This window comes from Clostridia bacterium (assembly GCA_017394805.1).
Classification (GTDB): Bacteria; Bacillota; Clostridia; order Christensenellales; family CAG-1252; genus RUG14300.
Map to the genome: position 1 here is coordinate 39,072 of JAFPXC010000009.1, position 22,957 is coordinate 62,028.

Below are 22,957 nucleotides of genomic sequence, written 5' to 3' on the forward strand. Positions count from 1 at the left end.
TTGCGTTATTCGGTTTTGGGCGGCAAGTTGCCGTTGTCGTCCACGGTGTATTGCGCCGCGTAATCCACTTGCTGCCACTTCTTGTTGGGCGCGAAGAGGAACTTGGTGCTCACGGCTTCGCCGATGAGTTTGAGCGCATTGGACAAAGCCGCCGCGTCGTCGATATCCAAGGCAAAGGGCACTTCGCTGTAGGCGGCGTACTTGGCCATCGAATAGTGATGGTATTGTCTGGGGTTGTATGCGTTGGGCTCCAAGCACAGGTGCAGACGCAACTTGTCGTTGTTGAGGGTGATACGCGCGATGAGTTTGCTGCCTTGACGGAAACTTTCGCCCGCGTTGGCGATCTTGCTACTGACGCGGCTATAGAGGAAGAAGGTGTTTTTGATATTGCTGTAGTATTTGCGCTGTCTGTCGGTGGCGGCGATCAACTTCTTCTCAAACGCGGTGTACGCGTTGAAACGGGGATCGTTCATCACGGCGTCCAACTCGATACGACGGCGGTCGAGGTTGGCCTCTTCGGCTTGGTCTTGCGCTTCCTCGTCCTCGGCCTCTTGCATCATGGCCATCAACGCCTTCTCGTCTTCCGACAATTCGGGTGATTTCTCTTCCTCTTGGGGCACTTCCTCTTGGGGTTGCTCCTCGGGTTGTTCTTCCTCTTTGGCTTCCTCTTCTTGGGGCACTTCCTCGTACAGACCTTCGGGCAGCGGCTCACCGCCGAACAAAGGCTTCTTCACCCGCTCTTTCTTTTCCTCTTGAGGTTGCTCTTCTTGCTCCTCTTTTACCTCTTCTTGGGGGACCCCTTCCTCTTGAGGTTGCTCCTCGGGTTGTTCTTCCTCTTGAGCCTCTTCGCCCGTGGGATTGTAGATAGAGGACACCAAGTCTTCGACGGCTTTATTGCTGTCGATGGCGATGCCTTCCTCGGCTTCCTCGGGTTGCTCCGCTTGGACTTCCTCGGGCTGTGCTTCGACCTCTTCGACGGGGGCTTGCACTTCCGCTTCTTGGGGCTGTTCTTCCTCTACGGGCGCTTCTTCCGTCGCTTCGGGGATTTCTTCCTCTTGGGGCACTTCCGCTTCTTGGGGTTGCTCGACCTCGCCCACGTCTATATCCAATTCGTCCGCCAAGGTTTCTACGGGCGCTTCGTCGATGTCGGCCAAGTCTTCGGGCATTTCTTCCGCTTGCTCTTCTTGTTGCTCTTCCTCGGCAGGGGCTTCCTCAACCTCTTCTATGGGTTGCTCTTCTTCGACGAGTTCGAGTTCTTCCTCAGCGGGAGTTTCTTCAGCCTCTTCTTCGGCAACGGGCTCTTCTTCCGCGGGTTGTTCCTCGATAGGTTCTTCTTCCTCTACGGCTTCCTCGGCAGGGGTTTCTTCCTCAACGATTTCCTCTTGAGGTTCTTTCGCAGAATCTTCTTCGACGAGTTCGAGTTCCTCTTCAGCGGGAGTTTCTTCAGCCTCTTCTTCGGCAACGGGCTCTTCTTCCGCGGGTTGTTCCTCGATAGGTTCTTCTTCCTCTACGACGTCCTCGGCAGGGGTTTCTTCCTCTGCTTGCTCTTCTTGGACTTCCTCTGCGGGTTGTTCTTCCTCAACGATTTCCTCTTGAGGTTCTTTCGCAGATTCTTCTTCGACGAGTTCGAGTTCTTCCTCTTGGGGTTGCTCTTCCTCTACGACGTCCTCGGCAGGGGTTTCTTCCTCGGCGGGTGCTTCTTCGATTTCTTCCGCGGGTTGCTCCTCAACCTCTTCCTCAACGGGTTCTTCGGCTACCTCTTGAGGTTGCTCTTCAACGGGTTGTTCTTCCTCTGCGATGGGCGCGACTTCCGCTTGCTCTTCGTTTTGGGGCGCTTCCACCTCAAAGGTTTGCTCTTTGATGAGACCTTTCTCTATCAAAGCGTCCGTGGTTTCGTAGGGGAGGGCGTAGTCCTCTTGGGGGATCTCGCCTTGTTTCAGTCCGCCGAGTTTTTCCACCGCGGCGGCGATCAAGTCCAACGCGTACTTGGCGCGACGGTCGTTCGTAATACGATAGAGGCAGGGCACTTTGGCGTACTTCTTGGCCGTGGCCTCTTTCACCTTATACTTGGTGTCCGCGTAGTCGGCGGCGTCCAGGGCAAGGTACAGATACAAGGTCTTGCGGCGCACGTTGAGTTTGGCCAACTGGTTGCGCCCCACGTTGAAACTGTCGTATTGCCAACTGACGCGACTACGCACTTTCGTGTAGCTCAACAGCGCGTTCTTCAGTTGGGTGTAGTAATCCTTGGTATAGTCGGGGGCTTGCGCCAACTTGGCGGTGAAGGATTTGACGAAACGCACGCGTACTTCTTTGCCCGTCTCGTCCACACGCACCACTTCGAGCACCTCGTCCTCGTCTTCGCCTTCTTCCTCGGCTTCTTCGTCCTCGACGTCTTCGTTTTGGGGTTCTTCTTCGACGAGTTCGAGTTCCTCTTGCGGTTGTTCCTCTACGACTTCTTCGACTTGTTCTTCGATGACCTCTTCCTCTTGGGGGACTTCTTCAACGGGTTCGGGTTCTTCTTGGGGGACTTCTTCGACCTCTTCAACGGGTTCTTCCGCTACGGGCTCGGCTTCCTCTTGGGGCGCTTGTTCCTCTTTGGGCGCGGCGGCACCGTATTTCACCGATATATCGTACACTTTCTTGCGACGCCGTTCGATGGTGCGAGTAGCCTTGGCCATTTCCTCTTGGCGTTTTTCTTTCTGCTTGTGCAGCACGGCGACCAATACGACGACGATGCAGATGACGGCGAATGCGATGCACAAGCCGATGGCGAAGTACTTGGTCAACAATTCTTGTTTGGTGATGGCTGATGCGACAGCGCTCAAAATACCCATAGTAGGCCTCCTAAAAATGATTTTACGCGCGAGCGTAATAGATAACTATTATCATTATATACTAAAAAAAACCATTTTTCAATAGCGAAACGCACCAAATTCGGCAATTCTCGTATTTTTTTGCGCGAAAAACAGATCGCTACCGCCGACGGCAACTGCGAAGGAAGGCGCGAGTTTTCGCCGAATCGCGGTATATAGGCGCGTATTTCCCCGTATAGGCGTCGGTCGGATACGGCGCGACCCTTGCCGACGAAGGTCGCTGTCGGCGCGGCACGCGCGGGCGATACGCCTGCGGTGGCCGTTTTCGTTTTCGCTCCCAAATCTATCGTGGTACGCAATTCCCCCTTGCGTCATACGCGGGCGGCGTGGAAGGCATATGTACGTCCGCCTCACCGGACGTGCTGAACGACGTCGCATCCTACGTGAACGTCAAAGCGCACGGCACGGGACGCAAGGATATGGTTTTTCTTGGTGGGTAGCGTCGCCGTTTGCCCCCAACCGTAGGGGGGCTTTTCCATACCAAACTGGCAGTTTTTCGGGTTTTCGCCGCGCGACTTGCCGCTCCTTCGCGAAATGGGGTATTGACCTTTGTAACACAAGGTGGTAGACTATAGATGAGCGAAAGGCACTTTTCTTCCCTGCCTTCGACCGCGAGTGGTGCTTTGCGCCCAAACAACACAAGGAGGTGGCGTTATGCATTTCATTTTCTTCGGCCCGAGTAGCGCGGACGCGGCGGAACGAGTCGCCCGTGCTTATCAGGAATTGCGGCATACCAACAATTTCAACTGGACGTTTATCTTCATTCTGGCGGTGGTGTTCTACGTCTATTGGAGCGAGATCAAGAACAAGAACTACGACGCCATCGTGGCGGGCGTTGCCTTGTACTCCGTGCATTGGTTCTACGAGATCATGAACGCCGTCATCGGCAAGGCGACGGGCAACCCCTTGTGGTGCGTGTCGGCCGAGAGCACGACCTTTATCCTATTGATAGGCGTGTGCTGGGAATTGTCCATGATGTTCTCCATAGCGGGCATCATTTCCTACAAAATGCTCGGTGACGATCCCGACAAGATACTCTTCCAACGAGGCAAATTCAAAATATCCATGCGTTTGGTGGGCGCTATCGGCATGGCGCTATTGTTTGCGCTCATCGAGTCCTTCCTCGCCGGCACCGAGAACGGCTCGTTTATATGGGTGTACAAGTGGTGGGGCGTGTTGCCCGTGTTCATCACGACCTACGTGCCTTTCTTCCTCGCCGCCAACTACGTGCCCAAGATGAAGCCCAAGGCCAAGAAGATCTTTCTCTTCTCCTTGGTGGGGCTCAATATCCTATTGCTGGCCATTCTCATTCCGTTGGGTATTATCTAAGCGCGCTCAACGACTACGCGCCCCGAAACCGACGTTTCGGGGCACTTTGTTTTGCGTTGCAAGCATTCTACAACGCCAAGGTGGGCGTGGCGGCGTTCCCCGCGTACATAGAGTCGATGGCGAGATAGATTTGATAGGCCAAGGTCATGCGGTAGTTTTCGTCCGCGAGCAGCGCCTCGTCCTCGCGGTTGGACAAAAAACCGCACTCCACGATGGCGGCGGGGCAGGGCGCGTTCTTCAGCAGGTAGTAATCACCCCACAACGGCTCGAATTGCCGCCCAACGTTGGGTAGGTTTTGGGTACGATTGAGGTGGGATTGTATGGCTTCCGCCAAGGGCATGTCTTCCTTTTTGTCGTAGAAAACCTGTATGCCCCTGCGGTATTCGGAAGGGTAGAAGTTGCAATGCACGGACACCGCGAGATCTGCCTTTGCCCCCTCGATGGCGTTTAGGCGCATATCCATATCCCGCCGCTTGAGCGAGCCGGCTTCGACGGGCGCGCGGTCGGTGCGTCTGGTCATCACGGTCTTGTAGCCCGCCCCCCGCAGGTAGGCTTCCAGATACTTGGCGACCGAGAGGTTGACGTCGCTTTCTTTGAGGTGCAGGCGTAGCCCCGTGACGCCCCCGTCGTACCCGCCGTGACCGGCGTCTATGGCCACCACGACGGCTTGCGCTTGCCCCGTGAAATTGGGCGAGAGAAAGACCAAAGCGGTCAGCAGGCACACGAGGATCGCCGCTACGGCCGCCGTGAGTTTGTATTTGGAAAGGTTGAATACCGAAAACATACGCGCTCCTTATAAATCGATGAATATCGCCCGTTCGGCAAAAAACGACGGATTTCCCGTGTTTTCGCCGTTTTTAACCCCCCAAAACGTACAGTTTCCCACTTATCCACATAGTTATCCACATCGGCGTGCATAAATGTGGGTAAACGTCGGAGGCTTGCCCGTACTATTGTATGACGGCGACTCGCGGGCTATGCCATCGCGCCGCAAAAGGGGTTGCAATGCGAAAAAAGGCGCGAAAAGTCGCATTATTAGTAGCAAAAATATTGTGTTCCGCGCGGTTTTAATATATAATATAGGTAAAATGGGAGATTATCCGATGAGCCTATACCCTACCATTCAAACACCGATGAGCAAAGAAGAGGCGCGTGCGTTGGACGCGTTGGTCTTGGCCTACGTGGGCGACGGCGTGCAGTCCTTGTACGTCCGCACCTATTTCGCCGCGACGGTGGGCGGCAAGGCGGGGGCGCTGCATAGCTTGGCGGTGGGCAAGGTATCCGCCGTCGCGCAAGCCGAAGAGGTGGACGCCATACGCCTTTTGTTCAACGAGGAAGAGGACGCGGTGTATCGCACGGCGCGCAATCACAAGAGCAAGTCCACGGCCAAAAACGCCAGGGTGTCAGACTACCGCAAGGCGAGCGGCTTGGAGGCCGTGTGGGGATATCTCTACCTGACGGGACAAAATGAGCGCTTGGGCGAATTGCTGTCCTTTGCGCACGGATTCGAGGATTAGTTATGATTATAGAAGGCAGAAACGCAGTACGGGAAGCATTGAACGGCGAAACGACCATCGACAAGATCTTGGTGGCCAAGGGCGTGCAGGACGGCAGTTTGGGCGCGCTCATCGAGGCGGCCAAAGACCGCCGCATCCGCGTATCGTTCGTAGACAAAGCCGTGCTGGATCGCGAGAGCGTCACCAAGCACCATCAAGGCGTCATCGCCTACGCGACCGATTTCGATTATTGCACCTTGGACGATATTCTCCAAAACAAGCGGGGCGAAAAGCACTTCATTCTCATCTTGGACGAGATAGAGGATCCGCACAATTTCGGCTCCATCGTGCGTGTGGCCGAGTGCATGGGCGTGGACGGCGTCGTCATCGGCAGTCGCCGTCAAGTGGCCGTCACCGAGACGGTGGTCAAGACTTCCGCGGGCGCTACGTCCTATATGCGCATCGCCAAGGTAGGCAATATCAACGACGCAATTCGCACCCTCAAAGAGGAGTTTATCACGGTGTACGCCCTCGATATGGACGGCACGCCCCTACAAGAGGCGCGTCTCGACGGGGATATCGCCTTGGTCGTGGGCAACGAGGGCAAGGGTGTCAAGCCCCTCACGCGCAAGTTGTCCGACGGGGCGGTGAGCATTCCCATGTACGGCAACGTGGCGTCGCTCAATGCGTCCGTCGCGGCGGGTATCGCCGTGTACGAGGCCAATCGTCAGCGCAAGTGAACTACCGCGAAGCCACCGACAACGACCTCGTGGTGGGCGCGCGGCAGGACGACGGGTGTCTGGCCGAGTTACAGCGCCGCTACGAGCCTATGATCGTCCAAACGGCCAAGTCTTTTCCCAATATGCAGGAGGACGAGTGCTTGGCCGAGGGCAATATCGCCTTGGTGGAGGCCATCATGCACTTCGACCAAGCGCGCGGCACGCGCTTCGCCACCTACGCCTACGTATGCGTGCGCAATCGCCTGGTGCGTGCGGGCAGGAAGGCGCAGTCCACCTTGGATTGGCAGTCGATGCCCGAGCGGGCGTCCCGTATGCCCTCGCCCGAGGAAACGCTGTTGGACGAGGAAGCGTTCGCGATGCGCAAGGCCGAGGCCAAGCGCAAATTGTCGCGCTTCGAGTACGCCGTGTGGCGTATGCGGATAGACGGCTACACTTACGCCGAGATAGCCGTGGCCCTGTCGACGGCAGAGCGGACGGTGGACGTCAAATCGGTGGGCAACGCCCTCGCGCGTGTGCGCCGAAAACTGAAATAAACGAAACTTCGTGACGGACTTCGTGACGGAAAGAGGATAACGATGAAACGAAAAGAGATACCGATAGAACCCTATTCTTTGACGGAAGGCATAGGCTGTCTGACCTCTCAGCAAGTGGCCGAGCGCGTAGCGGCGGGGCTTGTCAACGGGCAGACTGAGGTGCGCACCAAGAGTTATTGGAAGATTTTCCGCACCAACACCTTTACGCTGTTCAATATCCTCAACGTGTCGTTGGCGCTATTGGTGTGTTTCGTCGGGCATTCGCCCAAGAACGTCACGTTCATCGGTCCCGCCGTCATCAATTGGATCATCGGTATCGTGCAGGAAGTCCGCGCCAAAAAGACCATCGACAAACTTTCCCTTTTGTCCGCTCCCCGCGTCACCGTCATTCGCGACGACCGAGAGTGCGAGATCGCCCTTGCGGACATCGTGATGGACGATATGATGGTACTGTCTGCGGGCGGGCAGGTATGCGCCGACTGCGTGGTGCTCACCGGTTCGTGCGAGGTAAACGAGAGCCTCATCACGGGCGAGAGCGATCCCGTCGTCAAGCAGGTGGGCGACACGCTTCTCAGCGGCAGTTTCCTCGTCAGCGGCAAGGTGGAAACGCGCGTCATCCATATCGGTATGGAGAACTACGTGTCCAAAATATCCTCGGGCGCCAAGTATATCAAGAGCACCAACAGCGAGATCCTGCGCGCGTTGCGCACGGTCATCAAATTGATGTCCATCATCGTGGTACCCTTGGGCGTGCTGCTTTTCCTCAAGCAGTATCTATTACAGCACAATCCCTTGGACGCGTCCATCGTCAGCATGGTCAGCAGTATGTCGGGCATGATCCCGCAGGGCTTGATGGCCTTGTCGTCCACGGTGTTCGCCATCGGTATCATACGATTGAGCCACCACAAGACGCTGGCGCAGGACTTGTATTGCATAGAAACGTTGGCGCGCGTGGACGTGCTGTGCCTTGACAAGACGGGCACCATCACCGAGGGCAGTATGCAGGTGAAGAAGATTTTGCCCGTGACGGACAATTCGCACGAGATCATCGAGCACACGTTGATGGAGTTGGTGGACCTTTTGCCCGACAGCAATCCCACCTACAACGCCGTCAAAGAGTATTGCAAGGATATGCAACGCGAAGAGAAACGCACGCCCAACTACGTGGCGCCGTTTTCGAGCGAGCGCAAGTGGAGCGGCGTGTCCCTTGCCGAGGGCAGTTACATTATGGGCGCCGCCGAATTCGTGTTCCCCACGCGTAGCGAGGATATGCGGTCGCTCTTGGAGCATTACGCCCAAGAGGGCTATCGCGTGCTCGTGCTGGCGCGTAGCGCCGCGCAAATGACCGAATCCGTGTTGCCTGCGGGGTTGGAGTTGATGGCGTACGTCCTCATCAGCGACAAGATCCGCGAGGAAGCCCCCGAAACGTTGCGTTATTTCGCCCAAGAGGACGTGGATATCCGCATCATTTCGGGCGACAACCCCGTGACCGTGTCGGCCATCGCCAAAGAGGCGGGGCTTGCCGATTGCACCTACGTGGATATGTCCACCATCGAGACGGACGAGCAGTTGGTCGACGCCTCACGCCGCTACAAGGTGTTTGGCCGCGTGACGCCCGAGCAAAAACTCAAACTGGTTAAAGCGCTCAAAGCCGACAAGCATACGGTGGCCATGACGGGCGACGGTGTCAACGACGTTTTGGCGCTCAAAGAGGCCGATTGCTCCATCGCCATGGCGTCGGGCAGCGACGCCGCGCGCAACGTGGCGCAACTCGTCCTGTTGGACAGCAATTTCGCCTCTATGCCGCGCATCTTGGCCGAGGGCAGGCGGTCTATCAACAATTTGCAGCGTTCGGCGGCGTTGTATCTCGTCAAGACGATGTATATGGCGCTACTGTCCGTCTTGTTCCTTTTCGTGGGCGACTATCCCTTCGAGCCTACCAATATCACCCTCATCGGCATGGCGACCATTGGGCTCCCCAGCTTTATTCTGGCGCTCGAGCGCAATCACGAACGCGTCAAAGGGCACTTCTTGCAGAACGCGCTGGCCAAGTCTACGCCGGGCGCCATCACCATCGCTTTGGCGTTCGCCTTTTTGCAGTTGATGTTGCGCGTAATGCCCGCGCGTTTCGCCGTTACGGCCGACGAGGTCTCCACCGTGTCCGTTATCGTGCTGGCGTGCAACGGCTTCTTCGTGCTGTTCAACGTCTGCCGTCCCTTCAATTGGAAACACTTTTTGCTATACGTTGCCATGTGGCTCATCTTCGCGACGGGTTGGTTGATGTGCTCGTTGCAAATCAACGTGGCCGGCCATCCGCTCAACCTGCGCAAGTGGAATTTGTTCTCGATGACGCCCATCGGGGATATGACCGAAAACGTGTGGACGTTCATAGGCATAGGCGTCGGGTTCTCGATAGTCGTATTCACGCTGTTTACCTTCCTCGCCAACAAGTACAATATGTTCTCGGCCAAGAAGATGATGCGGGCGTTGCATCTCGAGGATAAGGCGTGAAGGACGCAAAGGCCGCGTTCAAGCGCTTCGTCAAGGCGTGCGCGGCGGAGATTTTTCCCGACCGCTACACGTGTATATTTTGCCAAAAAGAGCTATATACCCCCAACCGTCTGGGGGTATGCGATACCTGTCGCCCGCGTTTGCCCTACGTGGGCGACGCTTTTTGTCTCAAATGCGGTAAGCCGTTTTTGCCCGAGGGCGCCGACGCGCCGCGGGCGGTGGAATTCGATGGGGAAGTGGGGTTTACCGACGGCGAGGGCGACCGCTCGTCGGGCTACTGCGCCATGTGTCGGCGTGGCGAGCGCCATTTCGACCGCGTGCGCTCGGTGTTCGCCTATCAGGGCGAGGTGCGCAAGGCGACGTACCGCCTCAAGTACGGTGACGCGCGCTACTTGGCTCCCTATTTCGGCGCCTATCTCGCCGACCTCTATTTCGACGATCCCGTCGCGGTGGACTTGGTCGTATCCGTACCGTTGTACCGCAAAAGAGAGCGCGAAAGAGGGTACAATCAGGCGCATCTTATGGCGCGGGATTTTGCCGAACGGGCACGGCTTATCTATTTGCCCGAGGCGCTCGTCAAAGTGAAATCCACTTCGTCGCAGACCAAATTGTCCTACCGCGAACGGCAGGACAACTTGGCGGGTGCTTTCATCGCCGATAAAACTCTGGTCAAGGGGATGCGCGTCTTGGTCGTAGACGACGTGCTGACCACGGGCGCCACTATGTCCGAGGTGGCGCACGCGCTCAAAAAGGCGGGCGCCGTGCACGTGTACGGCCTCACGCTGGCCAACGTGGCCGAGCGTTAGCGCGACAGTTCGGTGAGGGGCAGGAGTACGCCTCGTTCCCGCGCCAGGTCGATGAGGTCGGCCGTGATCACGCTGCCTTGCCGCAGTACGACCTCGCCGCGCTGTATCAGGTCGCTTTTTATTTTTCGTCCTATCAAAAAGGAATAATCGCCCGCGATGCGTTTGAGCCCCGCGGTTTGGGGCAGGTTGAACAGGCGTTCTACGTCGGGTTGTTCCCGTTCGGCTTCGTCCCGCGCACTGTCGGTTTTGCGTGCGTAGCGGCGTTTGCCTTTCAGCAGCACCACGTCGCCCACCATGGCGAGACGCGAGGGCGCGATGCGCTCGTCTTCGGTGGTGACGAGGGCGGTCAACTTGCCGTTTTGGTCGCATTCCACTTCTTTCAGATAGCCGTAGTTCGTTCCGTCGGCGTCCACCACCGAGGAGCGGAAAGGGATGAGCGTACAGCGTTGGGCGGATTCGTCCGCGGCGGTCAGGGCAAAGTCCTGTCCCCATTTGACGTCCGCGAAGTCGTAGCGCAGTTCGCGGCAGTAGTTGTCCTCGTCTATGACGGCCACTTGCCCAATGCGACGCATATCCGCGCCGAGGGCAAACGCGCTCACGACGCCCAAGCGGGCGGCGGTGGCGAGGTGTATAACGGGTGTAGCCAGCAGTTCGGTCAAATTCATATCGTCCTCCTTATTCGCCTATCCTTATGCGGGGCGTTTCGCGGCTATACCGCACGGCAAAACATTCGTCAATAATTGACAAAAGAGTATGCGGGGTGGTACAATTCGGGTATGAAAACCTTGTACTTCGATACCGAAACGACGGGTCTGCGCGCGGATGGGTTTATCTTGGGCGGCACGGTATATCCCGGCAAAATATGTCAACTTGCCTACCTCGTAGAGGAAGACGGCGACTTGGTGGCCGCCAAGAACTATTATTTTGCCGTAGACGCCATCGAGCCGGGCGCGACGCGCGTGACGGGGCTGACGCCTTCCATCGTGCGCGATCTGTCCGCGGGGCTTGGGTTTGCCGACCACGCGGACGAGATATGGCGCGACTTTGCCTCGGCGGACGTGTTGGTGGCGCACAATATCACGTTCGACGTCCGCTTTCTCGAGGTGGAGTTTCGGCGCGTCGGGCTGTCGTTCGACGTGTGGGAGAAGTGTTTTTGCACCATGCGGCGCTTCGCCTCGGTGCTCAAATTGCCGGGCAGGGGATCCTTTTACAAAATGCCCTCGCTGGAGGAGTTCGCCTCGTTCGAAGGCGTCACCAACGAGGATATTATGCGTATGATGGACGAGTTGTATCACACGCGCAAGGCCGCGCACGACGCTCGGCACGATACGGTAAAGATGTTCTTGGCCTTAGACAACGCCTGTCGCAGCGATATGGCGCTTGCCGCCGCTTTCCACAAGTTCGGTTGGCAATAGTTAGTTGACCTTTCGCAAACGAAAAAGCGGGTTCCTCGTTTGACGGAACCCGCTTTTGTTTTCTATCGTCAGTCTAACGCCGTTTCTCGCCGATTATACGGCCACGGGCAGACGTTTGCCGAGTTTGGGCGCGTCGTAGCCTTCCAAGCGGAAACTGTCCACCGTAAAATCGTAGAAGTCGGTGATGCTCTTGTCCATGATGAACTTGGGCGCTTCCATTTGGGGGCGCTCGATGACCTCTTTGACAATGGGGATATGGCGGTCGTAGATATGCGCGTCGGCGATGACGTGCACGAATTCGCCCACCTCGAGGCCGGACACCTGCGCGAACATATGCGTGAGCACGGCGTATTGCACGACGTTCCAGTTGTTGGCCACCAGCATATCGTTGCTACGCTGATTCAATATGGCGTTCAGTTTGTTGCCCACCACGTTGAAGGTCATCGAGTAGGCGCAGGGATAGAGCGCCATCTCGCTGAGGTCTTGGTGCACGTAAATATTGGTGAGGATGCGGCGGGATTGCGGGTTGTGCTTGAGGTCAAAGAGCACGCGATCCACTTGGTCCATGTCACCCTCTTTGTAGTGGTGTTTGACGCCCAGCTGGTAGCCGTACGCCTTGCCGATAGAGCCGTTTTCGTCCGCCCACGCGTCCCAGATATGGCTGCCCAGGTCGTGCACGTTGTTGCTCTTTTTTTGCCAAATCCACAAGATCTCGTCCACGGCCGCGCGGAAGTTGGTGTAGCGCATGGTCATGATGGGAAACTCTTTGCTGAGGTCGTAGCGGTTGACGATGCAGAAGGCTTTGACGGTGTGCGCGGGCGCGTTGTCGTCCGCCCAATGGGGGCGCACGTCGAGGTTCTCGTCACTGAAGCCGTTGGCCAGAATGTACTCGATATTTTCCTTGAAAACTTTGTCGGCGTAACTCATAGTATCTCCTTTCGTGGGTTATTTATCGTTATTCGGCGTGCTTGGGGCGCACGACGATATCTTCGGTGATGGGGGCGGCCGCGTCTATGTCCCACTTGACGGTGACGCCTTCCGCGCCCACGTACTCGGGCGGATTGGCCGCGCGGCCTTTCAAGATGCGTTGCGTGCTGACCGTCGTGCCGTCGTCCGCGACGAAGGTGACGGTGTACCATTGCGAGCGGTAGGGTTGCAAGGCAACGGGCGCGGATGCTTCTTCGGTCATCGTCCATACCGCGTCGAAGTCCAAGCCGAAGGTGACGCCTTCCTCTTGGGGCGTGTAGGACGCTTGCAGGGTGCGCGTGGCGGCGTTTACGCCGTACACGGACGAGGTGCGTTTTTGCGACTGCGCGTTGCCCGTGGCGTAGCGGTTGGCGATGGCGTTCAGTCGGGCCGTTTCGTCCCCGTTGTATTTATCGAGGGAGTAGGCGTCCTCGTCGTAAGCCAAGCCGTCCACGTCGAAGAAACAGTCTTCTATCGTCACTTGGCTTTGTCCTCTGACGAGTTTGTCGCCGCCCACGACGAACATACCTTCCGCGTAGTATTCTTCATCGGCGGGCGTGCCGACGACGGCGGTGGCCGAGGCGGTGCCCAACCACACCACGTTGGCGACCGAACTCACGTTGGACAGGTAGGCTATACCCGCGGCGTAGGCGCGCCCCGCCGCTTGATTATCCTTGCGTCCCGTACCATGCGCTTTGACGTTCACGTAGGATGCGACGTCGTTCAGCACGTCCAGCGAGGCGGACGTACACATGCCTTCCACGCCGCCCGCGTATATCTTGGCGTAGGTGGCGTCGATGGTGCCGTCGGTCTCCACTCGGCGCACGTCCGTGCCGTTGGAGTAACCCAAAAGCATACCCACGTGGGCGGCTTTTTGGGTGCTTTGCGGGCTGTTGACCGTGATATTGCCGCTCACTCGGCAATTCTCGATGGTAGCGCCCACGCTGTAGCCGGCGATGCCGCCTATGCGGAATTCTTCGTTGACGAGACCGAGCGAAATATTGACGTCGGTCAAGGTCAGGTTGACGATGGTCGCCTTGCCCAACTCGGCGAAGAGGCCGCAATTATAGCGAGAGGATTTGCTGTTCAGTTTGGTCTGCGTCAGTCCTTTGATGGTATGGCCGTTGCCGTCGAACAAGCCCTCGAAACGATTGGCCGAGGAACCTATCGAGATCCATTCCTCGCCCGACAGATCGATATCGTTCATCAAGCGGTAGTAGTTTTGCAGTTTGACGGTCTCACCGTTTTCGGTGACCGAACGCTTGCCGTCCGTCAGCGAGGCCAATTCCTCTTTGGTGTAGATGAGGATAGGGTCTTCGTAGGTACCCGCGCCGCGCAGGACGACTTTGCCGTCCTCGGAGGGGGTGACGACCACTTCTTTCTCGATGGTGTAGGTGAGGGCGGGGGAGTATGCGCCGTAGCCCTCGGCAAAGACGGGACGCACCGACAGCGTATAGGTCCCTTCCTCGTACAAAGCGAGGGGGTGACGGGTGCCCGATACGGGTATTTCAAATCCGTTATGCTCGTCGAAAAGCACCTTGACGGTGTAGAAAGCGGCGTCGTCCACCGCGTCCCAGGTGAGGACGTGACCTTCCAGCCGCACTTCGCTCATGGGCGTCAGGGCGGCGGTCTCCGTCTTCTTCTCGCGGCACGCCACCGCCGTCACGGCGACGATAACCGCCAAGCATATAACGATAATAGCAATAAACCTGTTTTTCATATAAATTTATTATACACCGCCCGCCCACCCTTGTCAACGCCGAGTTTGCGTTTGCCCCCGTTCCTCTATGCGAAGCGATGGCGCAGCCCTCGTAGAGGGGCGGCGGTTGTCTTGCGTGGCTTCGCTACGACAAGACCGCCTCCGTGCTTGCACGGGGCGCGAGGCCGTTATCGCGTGCATAGCACGGCGGCCCCAAAGGGATTGCGTACAAGATTTCGGCTTGCTTTGCTTGGCCGAAATCCGTCCGTTCCTTGCCAGGGTAGCATCTATCAAAAAACCGTTTTACTCGAACCGCTGGTCTATTGCCCGGAGCGAAGCGATGGCGCAACCCTCGTAGAGGGGCGGCGGTTGTCTTGTGCGGCTTCGCCACAGCAAGACCGCCTCCGTGCTTGCACGGGGGCGCGAGTCCGTTATCGCGTGCAGAGCACGGCGGCCCCAAAAGGATTGCGTACAAGATTTCGGCTTGCATTGCTTGGCCGAAATCCGTCCGTTCCTTGCCAGGGGGCCGCCGCACCAATGTATTTTGCGCGCGCTTCGCTTGCTACTTTACATAAAAACGCTCGCTCTTGCAAGCAAGGCGTGCGTTTTTATGTAAAAAAACGCAGTACACAGTACTGCGTAAAATACATTGGTGCGCGATAACGGACTCGAACCGCTGACCCTCTCCACGTCAAGAAGACGCTCTACCAGCTGAGCTAATCGCGCAAATGCATAGGTATTATAAACTATTTACGGCGGTTTGGCAAGTGTTTTGCGACAATTATTTTGCGACCGTGCGTATTTTTTCTTGTGTTCGGCGCTTTTGACTTGGCGTGCTCGTCCGCATTATCGCCGCAGTACGCGTTGCCGATGGGGCGTTCAGCGGAACAAATAATTGAAGAGTAGCGGCGCGAACGTGAGGAGAAGGGAGAATGCGAGCGCCACGCCGCCCACTATGAACAACTTGATCTTGAGATTGTCGTAGTAGGTCATATTTTTGCTGGTATCTACCCAGTCGTGGTGGCGCAGGTTGCGAAACTCGGCGTCCGTTTTGAGGTAGTAGTCGTACGTGCCGCTGCTATCGTCCCATGTGACGTCCACGTGGTACCAGTTCCTGCCCACCTTGACGATATTCCACGTATGGTTCATACGGTCGCTGACCGCCACGCCGCATTGCAGTCCGAGCCGCGTTGCAAGCGCGAGAAACAGCCCCGTATATGCATTGCAAACGCCCTTGCCCGAATCCAGCATACTCAGCACGGAGTAGTTTTGCATACCGTGGTCGTACTCGAAGCGCGCGCAGATGACGTCGTGCGCCCATTTCACCTTGTCGCGTTCGTCCTCGTGCGCGGGGCAGGCGGCCATCAGTTCGTCGATATAGTCGTTGTAGCGCGCCAGATTGCCTTGATAATCGGCGGCATACGCGTTGTAGGTAAAGTAATAGACGGTGCCGTCCTCGCCGCTTATGTATTCCACGAGATTCACCGTAAACAGTTCGGGCGTGGAATATGCGCAATTCCGCACGGCGTTGGCGGCGGTTTTGCCGTCCGGCACGGTGACTTCGGGCGCCGACTGCAAGATAGCGTCGTACGTTTGCCGATACACCTTTTCGTATTTGTTTTGATAGCCGAAAATAATGCCCGTGAGAATGGCGCCCGCGACGAGGAGCAATATCGGCACGAACACAAGCCGAAAATTGGCGGTATAGTAGTTGCCCTTGCGTGTTCTAATGGTCAGATTCATATTAATAGTGTAAACAAAGCCTCGATTTTTGTCAAGATGTATTGCAGATAATCACGCGTTTTCGGTTGTGTATTTATCGCATATTTGGTATGATGTAGGTATGATAGCGACGAGAAGCGGCGTCAAGGACATGACGCGCGGCAATCCCTATACGTTGATGATCGGCTTTGCCTTGCCCATATTGCTCAGCCAGGTCTTTCAACAACTGTACAACACGGCCGACACCTTGATTGTAGGCCGGTTTTTGGGCACGACGGCGTTGGCGGCCGTCAGTTCGTCGGGCACGCTGATATTCCTGCTCAGCGCCTTTTTCATTGGCACGGCGCAGGGCGCGGGCGTGGTCATCTCGCGTTATTTCGGCGCGGGTGACCACGAGAAAGTCAGCCTTGCCATTCACACCAACGTGGCGTTCGGCTTGGCGGCGGGCGGCTTCCTGACGGTCGGCGGCGTTTTGCTCACCCCCTATATGCTCCGATGGATGAACACCGATCCCGCGGTATTGCCCGAGGCCATCGAATACTTCCGCTACTATTTCATCGGCTCGTTTGCCATGGTGATGTACAATACCCTTCGTTCGGTGATGAATTCCTTGGGCGACAGCCGTCGTCCCTTGCTGTATCTCATCGTTTCGTCCGTCCTCAATATCGGCCTCGACCTGCTGTTCGTCGGCCTGTTCCGTTGGGGCGTGTGGAGCGCCGCCGTCGCCACGGTCATATCGCAGGCGTTTTCGGCGGTGCTTTGCCTTGTGCATCTGTGCCGCAAAAATCAAATCTACACCATTTCTTTCCGCAAAATACGCTTTGACGGGCCCATTCTTCGGGAGATATTGCGCTACGGCATTCCCGGCGGCGTGCAAAACTCGGTCATCGGCTTTGCCAACGTCATTGTGCAGTCGCAGATAAACCTCTTCGGTCAATACGCCACCGCCGCCTACGGCTCCTACGCCAAAATCGAAGGCTTTGCCTTTCTGCCCATCAACAGTTTCACCATGGCCATCACCACCTTCGTCAGCCAAAACCTCGGCGCAGGCGCCAAAGCACGGGCACGGACGGGTGCGCGTTTCGGCATTGTGCTGTCCGTTGTGTTGGCCGAACTCATCGGTGTTGGGTTCTATTTTTCCGCGCCCTATCTCATCGGACTGTTCGACAGCACGGCGGAGGTGCTGTCTTTCGGCGTCACGCACGCGCATATATGCAGTTTGTTCTACGGTTTGTTGGCGTTTTCGCACGCCATAGCGGCCGTTTGTCGCGGCGCGGGCAAGGCTTTCGTGCCTATGGTGGTGATGCTGTCCGTATGGTGCGTGTTCCGCGTCATCTATATTATTTTGGTGATGCACTTCATCCACACCATCAACATGGTCTATTGGGCCTATCCCATCACTTGGGGCATCAGTTCCACCGTCTTTTTGTTCTACTATTTGTTCAGCAAGTGGCAGGACGGGTTCGACGCCAAAGCGTCCCTCGTGCCCGTCGAGCCGCCCGACGAGCCTCTTCCCGACGTCATGTCTTCGGACGACGAAGCCATCGGCGCATAATCGCCGCCGTAACAAAAAAAGGGGGGATACGTCCCCCGTTTTTTGTGCTTATTCCTTTTCTTCCCACAGCCAATAGACGTGCCGACGGGCGAAGGTCATGCCCGTTTTGCGTTGCAGGGCGAGAGATGCCTCGTTGTCCGCGATGATATGCGCGTAGACGTAGCGCCCCAAGGCGAGTTGGCGATCGATCATATAGTTGCTCATTTCTTCCGCGAAGCCCATTCTGCGGTATTGCGGAAAGACGTACAGCATTCCCAAGGCCCCCTCGCTATGCAACCCCGCGAAGGCGGCGAGATGGCCCTCGTAGTATCCGCAGAAGAAATCCGGCGACAAGAAGTGTTCGCGCAAGGGGTCTTCGTCGATGAGGTGGTATGCGTTGCGTACTTGGTCCCAATCGGCCTCGGCAGGGTGACGAACGGTCAATTTGACGGGCGCGGGTTTGGGTGCGCCCGCGTAGTACACCTGCACGCATTCGAGCGAATGCGTAAAGCCCAATTCGCGTACGGCGTAGTCGTTTATTTCGCCGTCGCGCACCACCAGGTTGCGCCGTTCGGCGGGTAGAGCGGTCAAGGCGCGTATGCCCGCCTCCGTGGTCGTTGCGCCCAGTATGCAGGTGCCGTTCTTTTCGCGTATGAGCATGGCGTCCGCTCGGTCGTACAAGACGTCGGTGTCTCGCCGCAGGCATTCCAGCATATCCGCATATTCCGCTACCTCTCGTAGCATGGTTTTTTTCAAATAGGTATTGCATTTCGTTTCTCCGTTTTGAGTATAGCATATTTCCTTCCCGAAAGCAATCGTCGCGGGTGACAAAAAACTCGGCTTGTTACCAAGCCGAGTCGTTTGTTGTGTCTCAAATACCCCCTATACGTCGGGGCGTATTTGCATCAAGGCCGCCTCAATCAGTCGAATCTCTTGCGGTTCTTGTTGTAGTGGGTGTGCAGCAACTCGTGTGCCAAGTGAGAGTTGGGCTCGCCCAAGAACTCTTTGTAGAGATCTTGCAGTTGCGGATTCTTGTGCGATTGACGCCACACCTGACGCTCGTCCTCGCTGTAGAGGGCGTTCGCGCGTTTTTGCATATAGGTGTCGTAGATATTGAGGTCCTCGTTGGGGAGGAACACGTCGCGCACGTAGGGTTGACCGCCGCCGTTGATGCAGCCGCCGGGGCAGCCCATGACCTCGATGAAGGTGTAGGGGCTGGTGCCCTCGCGGATTTGGTCCAAGAGGACTTTGGCGCCCTTCATACCGCTGGTGACGGCGACCTTGATGGTCTTGCCGGCGAGTTCGAACTCAGCCTCGCGGATATTCTCGAAGCCGCGCACCTCTTTGAACACGACGCCCTCGCGCTCTTTGCCGGTGAGGACGAAGTAAGCGGTTCTGAGGGCCGCTTCCATCACGCCGCCGGTCACGCCGAAGATGACGCCGGCGCCCGTGTAGTCGTGCACGAGGTCGTTGTCGAAGTCTTCGTCGGGCAAACGATCGAACATGATACCCGCACGGCGAATGATTCTACCCAACTCGCGGGTGGTCAACACGGCGTCCACGTCGCGCAGACCGCCTTCTTCTTCCATTTCGGGACGATTCTTCTCGTACTTCTTGCAGGAGCAGGGCATGATGGACACGACGAACATATCCTTGGGATCCACGCCGATCTTCTTGGCATAGAAAGTCTTGAGAATGGCGCCGAACATTTCGTGGGGCGATTTGCAGGTGGAGAGGTGGTCGAGTTGATCGGGATAGTAATACTCCGCGTAGTTGATCCAACCGGGCGAGCAGGACGTGATCATGGGCAACACGCCGCCGTTATTCACGCGGTTCAGCAATTCGGTGGCCTCTTCCATAATGGTGAGGTCGGCCGCGAAGTTGGTGTCGAACACCTTTTGGAAGCCCAGACGGCGCAGGGCCGCCACCATCTTGCCGGTGACGGGGGTGCCGATCTTCATACCGAATTCTTCACCCAACGCGGCACGCACGGCGGGAGCGGTTTGCACCACGACGTATTTGCCGGCGGCCATAGCCGCGTCGACTTTCTCGATCTCGCTGGCTTCCATCAACGCGCCGGTGGGGCACACGTTGATACATTGACCGCACATAATGCAGGGCGAGTTGATGAAACTGCGGTTCTCGGCGGGAGCGACGATGGTGTTGAAACCTCTGTTCTCGAAGCCGAGCACGCCGATGCCGTGCGCATTCTTGCAGCGCGCGACGCAACGGCCGCACAGCACGCACTTGCTGGTGTCGCGGGTGATGGTGGGCGTCAGCTTGTCCACGGTCACGGGCGTTTGCGAGCCTTCGTAACGGCCTTCTCTGGCGCCGGTGATATTGGCGACGTGCAGCAGTTCGCACTTGCCGTTCTTATCGCATTGTTGGCAGTTTTTGTTGTGGTTGGACAGGATCAATTCCACGGACACGCGTCTTGCGGCCACGGCCTTGGGAGAAGAGATCTTGATCTCCATACCTTCGGCTACGGGATACACGCAGCTGGCCACCAGGCCTCTTGCGCCCGTCGCTTCCACCAAGCACACGCGGCAGGATGCCAACGAGCACTCGCCGTGGTTGAAGGTGCAAAGAGAGGGAATCTCGAAACCGCATTGTTTCGCCGCTTCCAAAATGGTCAGGCCGGCGTCTACTTGAAAAGGAATACCTTCGATTTTAATATTGACTTTAGACATAACGTTCACCTCTCTTATTTTTTGGATATTGCGCCGAACTTACACGAAGCCATGCACAAACCGCACTTGATGCACTTCTCGGAGTCGATTGCACGCGCGGGCAGTTTCTTGCCGGGAGCGGTGTAATCGGTCTTGCTGATGGCGGCCACGGGGCATTGACGCTCGCACAAGCCGCAACCGATACATTTCTCGCGGTCGATTTCGTACTTCATCAAGTTCTTGCAGACGTGCGCGGGGCATCTCTTTTCGAGGATGTGCGCGTCGTACTCGTCACGGAAGTGAGACAAAGTGGACAGGATGGGGTTGGGAGCCGTTTGGCCCAAGCCGCACAGAGAGTTGCTCTTGACGGTGGCCGCCAACTCTTGCAACGCGTCGATATCTTCGAGGGTGGCTTTGCCGTCCGTGATCTTGGTCAGCATTTCGAGCATACGTTTGGTACCGATACGGCAGGGCGAACACTTACCGCAGCTCTCGTCGCAGATGAAGTCCATATAGAACTTGGCCACGTCCACCATACAGTTGTCTTCGTCCATAACGATGGCGCCGCCCGAGCCCATCATGGAGCCTTTGGCGATGAGGTTGTCGTAGTCGATGGCCGTATCCAAGTCGTCCTTGGTCAAGCAACCGCCCGAGGGGCCGCCCGTTTGGATGGCTTTGAACTCTTTGCCGTTGGGGATGCCGCCGCCGATTTCATAAATCAATTCGCGGAGGGTAGTACCCATGGGGACTTCGACCAAACCGACGTTGTTGACTTTGCCGGCCAGAGCGAACACTTTGGTACCCTTGGACTTTTCGGTGCCGTACTTGGCGAACTCTTGCCAACCTTCACGCAGAATGTAGGGCACGCACGCCAAAGTTTCCACGTTGTTGACGATGGAGGGGCTGTCCCACAGACCTTTGACCGCCGGGAAAGGAGGACGGGGTCTGGGCATACCGCGTTGACCTTGGATGCTGTTGAGCAAAGCGGTCTCTTCGCCGCAGACGAAGGCGCCGGCGCCCAAACGCAGATTGACGCGGAAGGAGAAGTTCGAGCCGAGGATGTTGTCGCCGATGAGGCCTGCCTTCTCGGCTTGTTTGATGGCGTTTTGCAGACGCGCCACGGCCACGGGATATTCGGCACGGACGTAGAAGTAGCCGTTTTGCGCACCGATGGCGTAACCGGCGATCATCATACCTTCGATGACGGCCAAGGGGTTACCTTCGAGGATGGCTTCGTCCATAAAGGCACCGGGGTCGCCCTCGTCGCCGTTACACACGACGTATTTCTCGCCGTCGGGTTGTTGATAGGCGAAGAGCCACTTTCTGCCGGTGGGGAAACCGCCGCCGCCACGACCGCGCAGACCCGAGTTGAGGATCTCGTCGATGACCTCTTTGCGGTCCATCTTGAGGGCTCTGGCCAAGCCTTTGAACGCGCCGGCCGCCAAGGCTTCTTCGAAGTTCTCGGGGTCGATGCTACCCACGGCGTGCAAGGCGATGTGCACCTGTTTCTTATAGAAAGGAATGTCGTCTTGTTTGGCGATCTTTTGTTTGCTCACGGGATCGACGTAGAGCAATCTCTCGACGATCTTGCCGTTCTTGATGTCGCTCTCGAGGATCTCTTTGACGTCCTCGACTTTGAGCATTCTGTACAAGGTCTCTTCGGGATAGATTTTGACGAAGGGGCCTTGCGAGCACATACCGAAGCAACCTACTTGGTTGAAATCAACCTTGTCGCCCAAACCCATCTCGGCGATGAGTTTCTCGAATTCGGCCTTGATCTCGTTGGCGTTGGAGGACAAGCAACCGGTTCCGCCGCAAATCAAGATATGTCTTTTGCCGTCCGCGCCCTTAAATTTGGCGTCCAGACAGGCGGAACATTGCGAAGATTTTTGTTCCAGTTCTTCAAAGTTCTTAATCATGCGTTTGCCTCCTTGCTCTTGTATTCGTTGATGATGTCGGGAACAGCGCTCACCGCGACTTTGGGATACACCTTGCCGTTGATCTTGATGGCGGGCGAGATGGCGCACGCACCGATGCAACGCAGGGCGTCCAACGTGAACAATCCGTCTTCCGTGGTCTCACCGGGTTTGATCTTGAGGATCTCGGAGAATTTGTCTACCACTTGTTGCGCACCTTTGACGTAGCAGGCGGTACCCAAGCAGCAACCGATGACGTATTTGCCTTTCGGTTTGAGGGAGAAGAAGGAGTAGAAGGTCACTACGCCGTAAATCTCCGCCACGGGGATACCGGTGCGCTCGGATACCAACTCTTGGACGTCGAGAGGTATATAGCCGAACTGTTTTTGGATGTCGCTCAGAATCATCATGAGCGGGGTCCGTTCGTTGGCGTGTCTGTCGCAAATTTCATTGATTTGCTTTGCAGCCGCTTCACTTAATTGACTCATATTTTGCCTCCTTAGGTATGATTATCAGTACAAAATTTTGGTTTTGTCCGCTACTATTATAAATGCTCGCACCCCTGCTGTCAATGTTTTTTATTTTTAATATTATATAAATATTACCAATAAATCAAAATATGCGCCCGCATTCGCGTCTGCGCCCGCGCTCTCGTACTCTTCGCCGCGTCTCGCGGCGGTCGTTCGACAAAATGCGAAAACAAAAATGCTTTACCTTTTCCTCTGGGTTTTCCCGAAAAAGTAAAGCA

At 56.6% G+C, this 22,957-nt stretch carries 18 protein-coding genes and 1 tRNA gene; 8 read left to right on the forward strand and 11 right to left on the reverse strand.

All coding sequences use genetic code 11. The features are described from left to right. Positions 1-5 precede the first annotated feature (5 nt). Positions 6-2,834 carry a hypothetical protein gene (locus tag II896_02170; protein MBQ4443451.1) on the reverse strand — a complete coding sequence of 943 codons (2,829 nt, stop codon included), beginning with the start codon at positions 2,832-2,834 and terminating at the stop codon, positions 6-8. A gap of 693 nt (positions 2,835-3,527) precedes the next feature. Here II896_02170 and II896_02175 point away from each other — a divergent pair. Next, on the forward strand, positions 3,528-4,202 hold the full coding sequence (locus II896_02175; protein ID MBQ4443452.1) for a hypothetical protein: 675 nt from the start codon (positions 3,528-3,530) through the stop codon (positions 4,200-4,202). Positions 4,203-4,269: 67 nt separating this feature from the next. Here the strand turns inward: II896_02175 and II896_02180 are convergent, their stop codons facing one another. Further along, the gene (locus II896_02180) at positions 4,270-4,986 is read right to left on the reverse strand and encodes an N-acetylmuramoyl-L-alanine amidase (protein ID MBQ4443453.1); all 717 of its coding nucleotides are present in this window, start codon (positions 4,984-4,986) and stop codon (positions 4,270-4,272) included. A 319-nt stretch (positions 4,987-5,305) separates the two neighbouring features. Between II896_02180 and II896_02185 the strand changes: the two genes are divergently transcribed. The 5 genes from II896_02185 to II896_02205 are packed head-to-tail and all read left to right on the forward strand — an operon-like array spanning position 5,306 to position 10,288. Then, positions 5,306-5,719 (forward strand): Mini-ribonuclease 3, encoded by a 414-nt coding sequence (locus II896_02185; GenBank protein MBQ4443454.1) that lies wholly within the window; start codon positions 5,306-5,308, stop codon positions 5,717-5,719. Between the two features lie 2 nt (positions 5,720-5,721). After that, on the forward strand, positions 5,722-6,438 hold the full coding sequence (gene rlmB / locus II896_02190) for a 23S rRNA (guanosine(2251)-2'-O)-methyltransferase RlmB (protein ID MBQ4443455.1): 717 nt from the start codon (positions 5,722-5,724) through the stop codon (positions 6,436-6,438). Continuing rightward, positions 6,435-6,971, forward strand: coding sequence for a sigma-70 family RNA polymerase sigma factor (locus II896_02195; protein MBQ4443456.1), 537 nt, complete (start codon positions 6,435-6,437; stop codon positions 6,969-6,971). Before rlmB ends, II896_02195 begins: the two co-directional genes overlap by 4 nt. Positions 6,972-7,013: 42 nt before the next feature. Continuing rightward, positions 7,014-9,482, forward strand: a complete 2,469-nt coding sequence (locus tag II896_02200; GenBank protein MBQ4443457.1) for an HAD-IC family P-type ATPase — start codon at positions 7,014-7,016, stop codon at positions 9,480-9,482. Then, positions 9,479-10,288: a ComF family protein gene (locus tag II896_02205; protein ID MBQ4443458.1), complete on the forward strand. Its 810-nt coding sequence runs from the start codon at positions 9,479-9,481 to the stop codon at positions 10,286-10,288. Before II896_02200 ends, II896_02205 begins: the two co-directional genes overlap by 4 nt. Here the strand turns inward: II896_02205 and II896_02210 are convergent. Then, positions 10,285-10,953: a hypothetical protein gene (locus II896_02210; protein ID MBQ4443459.1), complete on the reverse strand. Its 669-nt coding sequence runs from the start codon at positions 10,951-10,953 to the stop codon at positions 10,285-10,287. The two genes, II896_02205 and II896_02210, sit on opposite strands and share 4 nt — an antisense overlap. Before the next feature lie 111 nt (positions 10,954-11,064). Between II896_02210 and II896_02215 the strand changes: the two genes are divergently transcribed. Continuing rightward, positions 11,065-11,703 (forward strand): 3'-5' exonuclease, encoded by a 639-nt coding sequence (locus tag II896_02215; protein ID MBQ4443460.1) that lies wholly within the window; start codon positions 11,065-11,067, stop codon positions 11,701-11,703. A 93-nt stretch (positions 11,704-11,796) separates the two neighbouring features. On the opposite strand, the gene thyA is transcribed toward II896_02215, so the two are convergent. The 4 genes from thyA to II896_02235 form a co-directional block, all read right to left on the reverse strand. Then, positions 11,797-12,630, reverse strand: a complete 834-nt coding sequence (thyA, locus tag II896_02220; GenBank protein MBQ4443461.1) for a thymidylate synthase — start codon at positions 12,628-12,630, stop codon at positions 11,797-11,799. A gap of 28 nt (positions 12,631-12,658) precedes the next feature. Then, the gene (locus II896_02225) at positions 12,659-14,389 is read right to left on the reverse strand and encodes a hypothetical protein (protein ID MBQ4443462.1); all 1,731 of its coding nucleotides are present in this window, start codon (positions 14,387-14,389) and stop codon (positions 12,659-12,661) included. A 629-nt stretch (positions 14,390-15,018) separates the two neighbouring features. Further along, a tRNA-Val gene (locus II896_02230) sits at positions 15,019-15,094 on the reverse strand. Between the two features lie 153 nt (positions 15,095-15,247). Then, positions 15,248-16,111, reverse strand: coding sequence for a hypothetical protein (locus II896_02235; GenBank protein MBQ4443463.1), 864 nt, complete (start codon positions 16,109-16,111; stop codon positions 15,248-15,250). Between the two features lie 100 nt (positions 16,112-16,211). On the opposite strand from II896_02235, the gene II896_02240 reads away from it, so the two are divergent. Next, positions 16,212-17,645 (forward strand): MATE family efflux transporter, encoded by a 1,434-nt coding sequence (locus II896_02240; protein ID MBQ4443464.1) that lies wholly within the window; start codon positions 16,212-16,214, stop codon positions 17,643-17,645. A gap of 48 nt (positions 17,646-17,693) precedes the next feature. On the opposite strand, the gene II896_02245 is transcribed toward II896_02240, so the two are convergent. The 4 genes from II896_02245 to II896_02260 form a co-directional block, all read right to left on the reverse strand. After that, positions 17,694-18,380: a GNAT family N-acetyltransferase gene (locus II896_02245; protein ID MBQ4443465.1), complete on the reverse strand. Its 687-nt coding sequence runs from the start codon at positions 18,378-18,380 to the stop codon at positions 17,694-17,696. A 164-nt stretch (positions 18,381-18,544) separates the two neighbouring features. Then, entirely contained in the window at positions 18,545-20,314 is a 1,770-nt protein-coding gene (locus tag II896_02250) for an iron hydrogenase small subunit (GenBank protein ID MBQ4443466.1), read from the reverse strand. A 14-nt stretch (positions 20,315-20,328) separates the two neighbouring features. Continuing rightward, complete coding sequence (locus II896_02255; protein MBQ4443467.1) at positions 20,329-22,212, reverse strand: 4Fe-4S binding protein; 1,884 nt, start codon at positions 22,210-22,212, stop codon at positions 20,329-20,331. Beyond that, positions 22,209-22,697 carry an NAD(P)H-dependent oxidoreductase subunit E gene (locus tag II896_02260; GenBank protein ID MBQ4443468.1) on the reverse strand — a complete coding sequence of 163 codons (489 nt, stop codon included), beginning with the start codon at positions 22,695-22,697 and terminating at the stop codon, positions 22,209-22,211. The genes II896_02255 and II896_02260 overlap by 4 nt, the downstream gene beginning before the upstream one ends. Between the last annotated feature and the right edge of the window lie 260 nt (positions 22,698-22,957).

Excerpts from the sequence above, each read along its gene's own strand:
- II896_02170 (MBQ4443451.1), bottom strand. The coding sequence starts at position 2,834 with ATGGGTATTTTGAGCGCTGTCGCATCAGCCATCACCAAACAAGAATTG.
- II896_02175 (MBQ4443452.1), top strand. The coding sequence starts at position 3,528 with ATGCATTTCATTTTCTTCGGCCCGAGTAGCGCGGACGCGGCGGAACGA.
- II896_02180 (MBQ4443453.1), bottom strand. The coding sequence starts at position 4,986 with ATGTTTTCGGTATTCAACCTTTCCAAATACAAACTCACGGCGGCCGTA.
- II896_02185 (MBQ4443454.1), top strand. The coding sequence starts at position 5,306 with ATGAGCCTATACCCTACCATTCAAACACCGATGAGCAAAGAAGAGGCG.
- rlmB (MBQ4443455.1), top strand. The coding sequence starts at position 5,722 with ATGATTATAGAAGGCAGAAACGCAGTACGGGAAGCATTGAACGGCGAA.
- II896_02200 (MBQ4443457.1), top strand. The coding sequence starts at position 7,014 with ATGAAACGAAAAGAGATACCGATAGAACCCTATTCTTTGACGGAAGGC.
- II896_02210 (MBQ4443459.1), bottom strand. The coding sequence starts at position 10,953 with ATGAATTTGACCGAACTGCTGGCTACACCCGTTATACACCTCGCCACC.
- II896_02215 (MBQ4443460.1), top strand. The coding sequence starts at position 11,065 with ATGAAAACCTTGTACTTCGATACCGAAACGACGGGTCTGCGCGCGGAT.
- thyA (MBQ4443461.1), bottom strand. The coding sequence starts at position 12,630 with ATGAGTTACGCCGACAAAGTTTTCAAGGAAAATATCGAGTACATTCTG.
- II896_02225 (MBQ4443462.1), bottom strand. The coding sequence starts at position 14,389 with ATGAAAAACAGGTTTATTGCTATTATCGTTATATGCTTGGCGGTTATC.
- II896_02235 (MBQ4443463.1), bottom strand. The coding sequence starts at position 16,111 with ATGAATCTGACCATTAGAACACGCAAGGGCAACTACTATACCGCCAAT.
- II896_02240 (MBQ4443464.1), top strand. The coding sequence starts at position 16,212 with ATGATAGCGACGAGAAGCGGCGTCAAGGACATGACGCGCGGCAATCCC.
- II896_02250 (MBQ4443466.1), bottom strand. The coding sequence starts at position 20,314 with ATGTCTAAAGTCAATATTAAAATCGAAGGTATTCCTTTTCAAGTAGAC.
- II896_02255 (MBQ4443467.1), bottom strand. The coding sequence starts at position 22,212 with ATGATTAAGAACTTTGAAGAACTGGAACAAAAATCTTCGCAATGTTCC.
- II896_02260 (MBQ4443468.1), bottom strand. The coding sequence starts at position 22,697 with ATGAGTCAATTAAGTGAAGCGGCTGCAAAGCAAATCAATGAAATTTGC.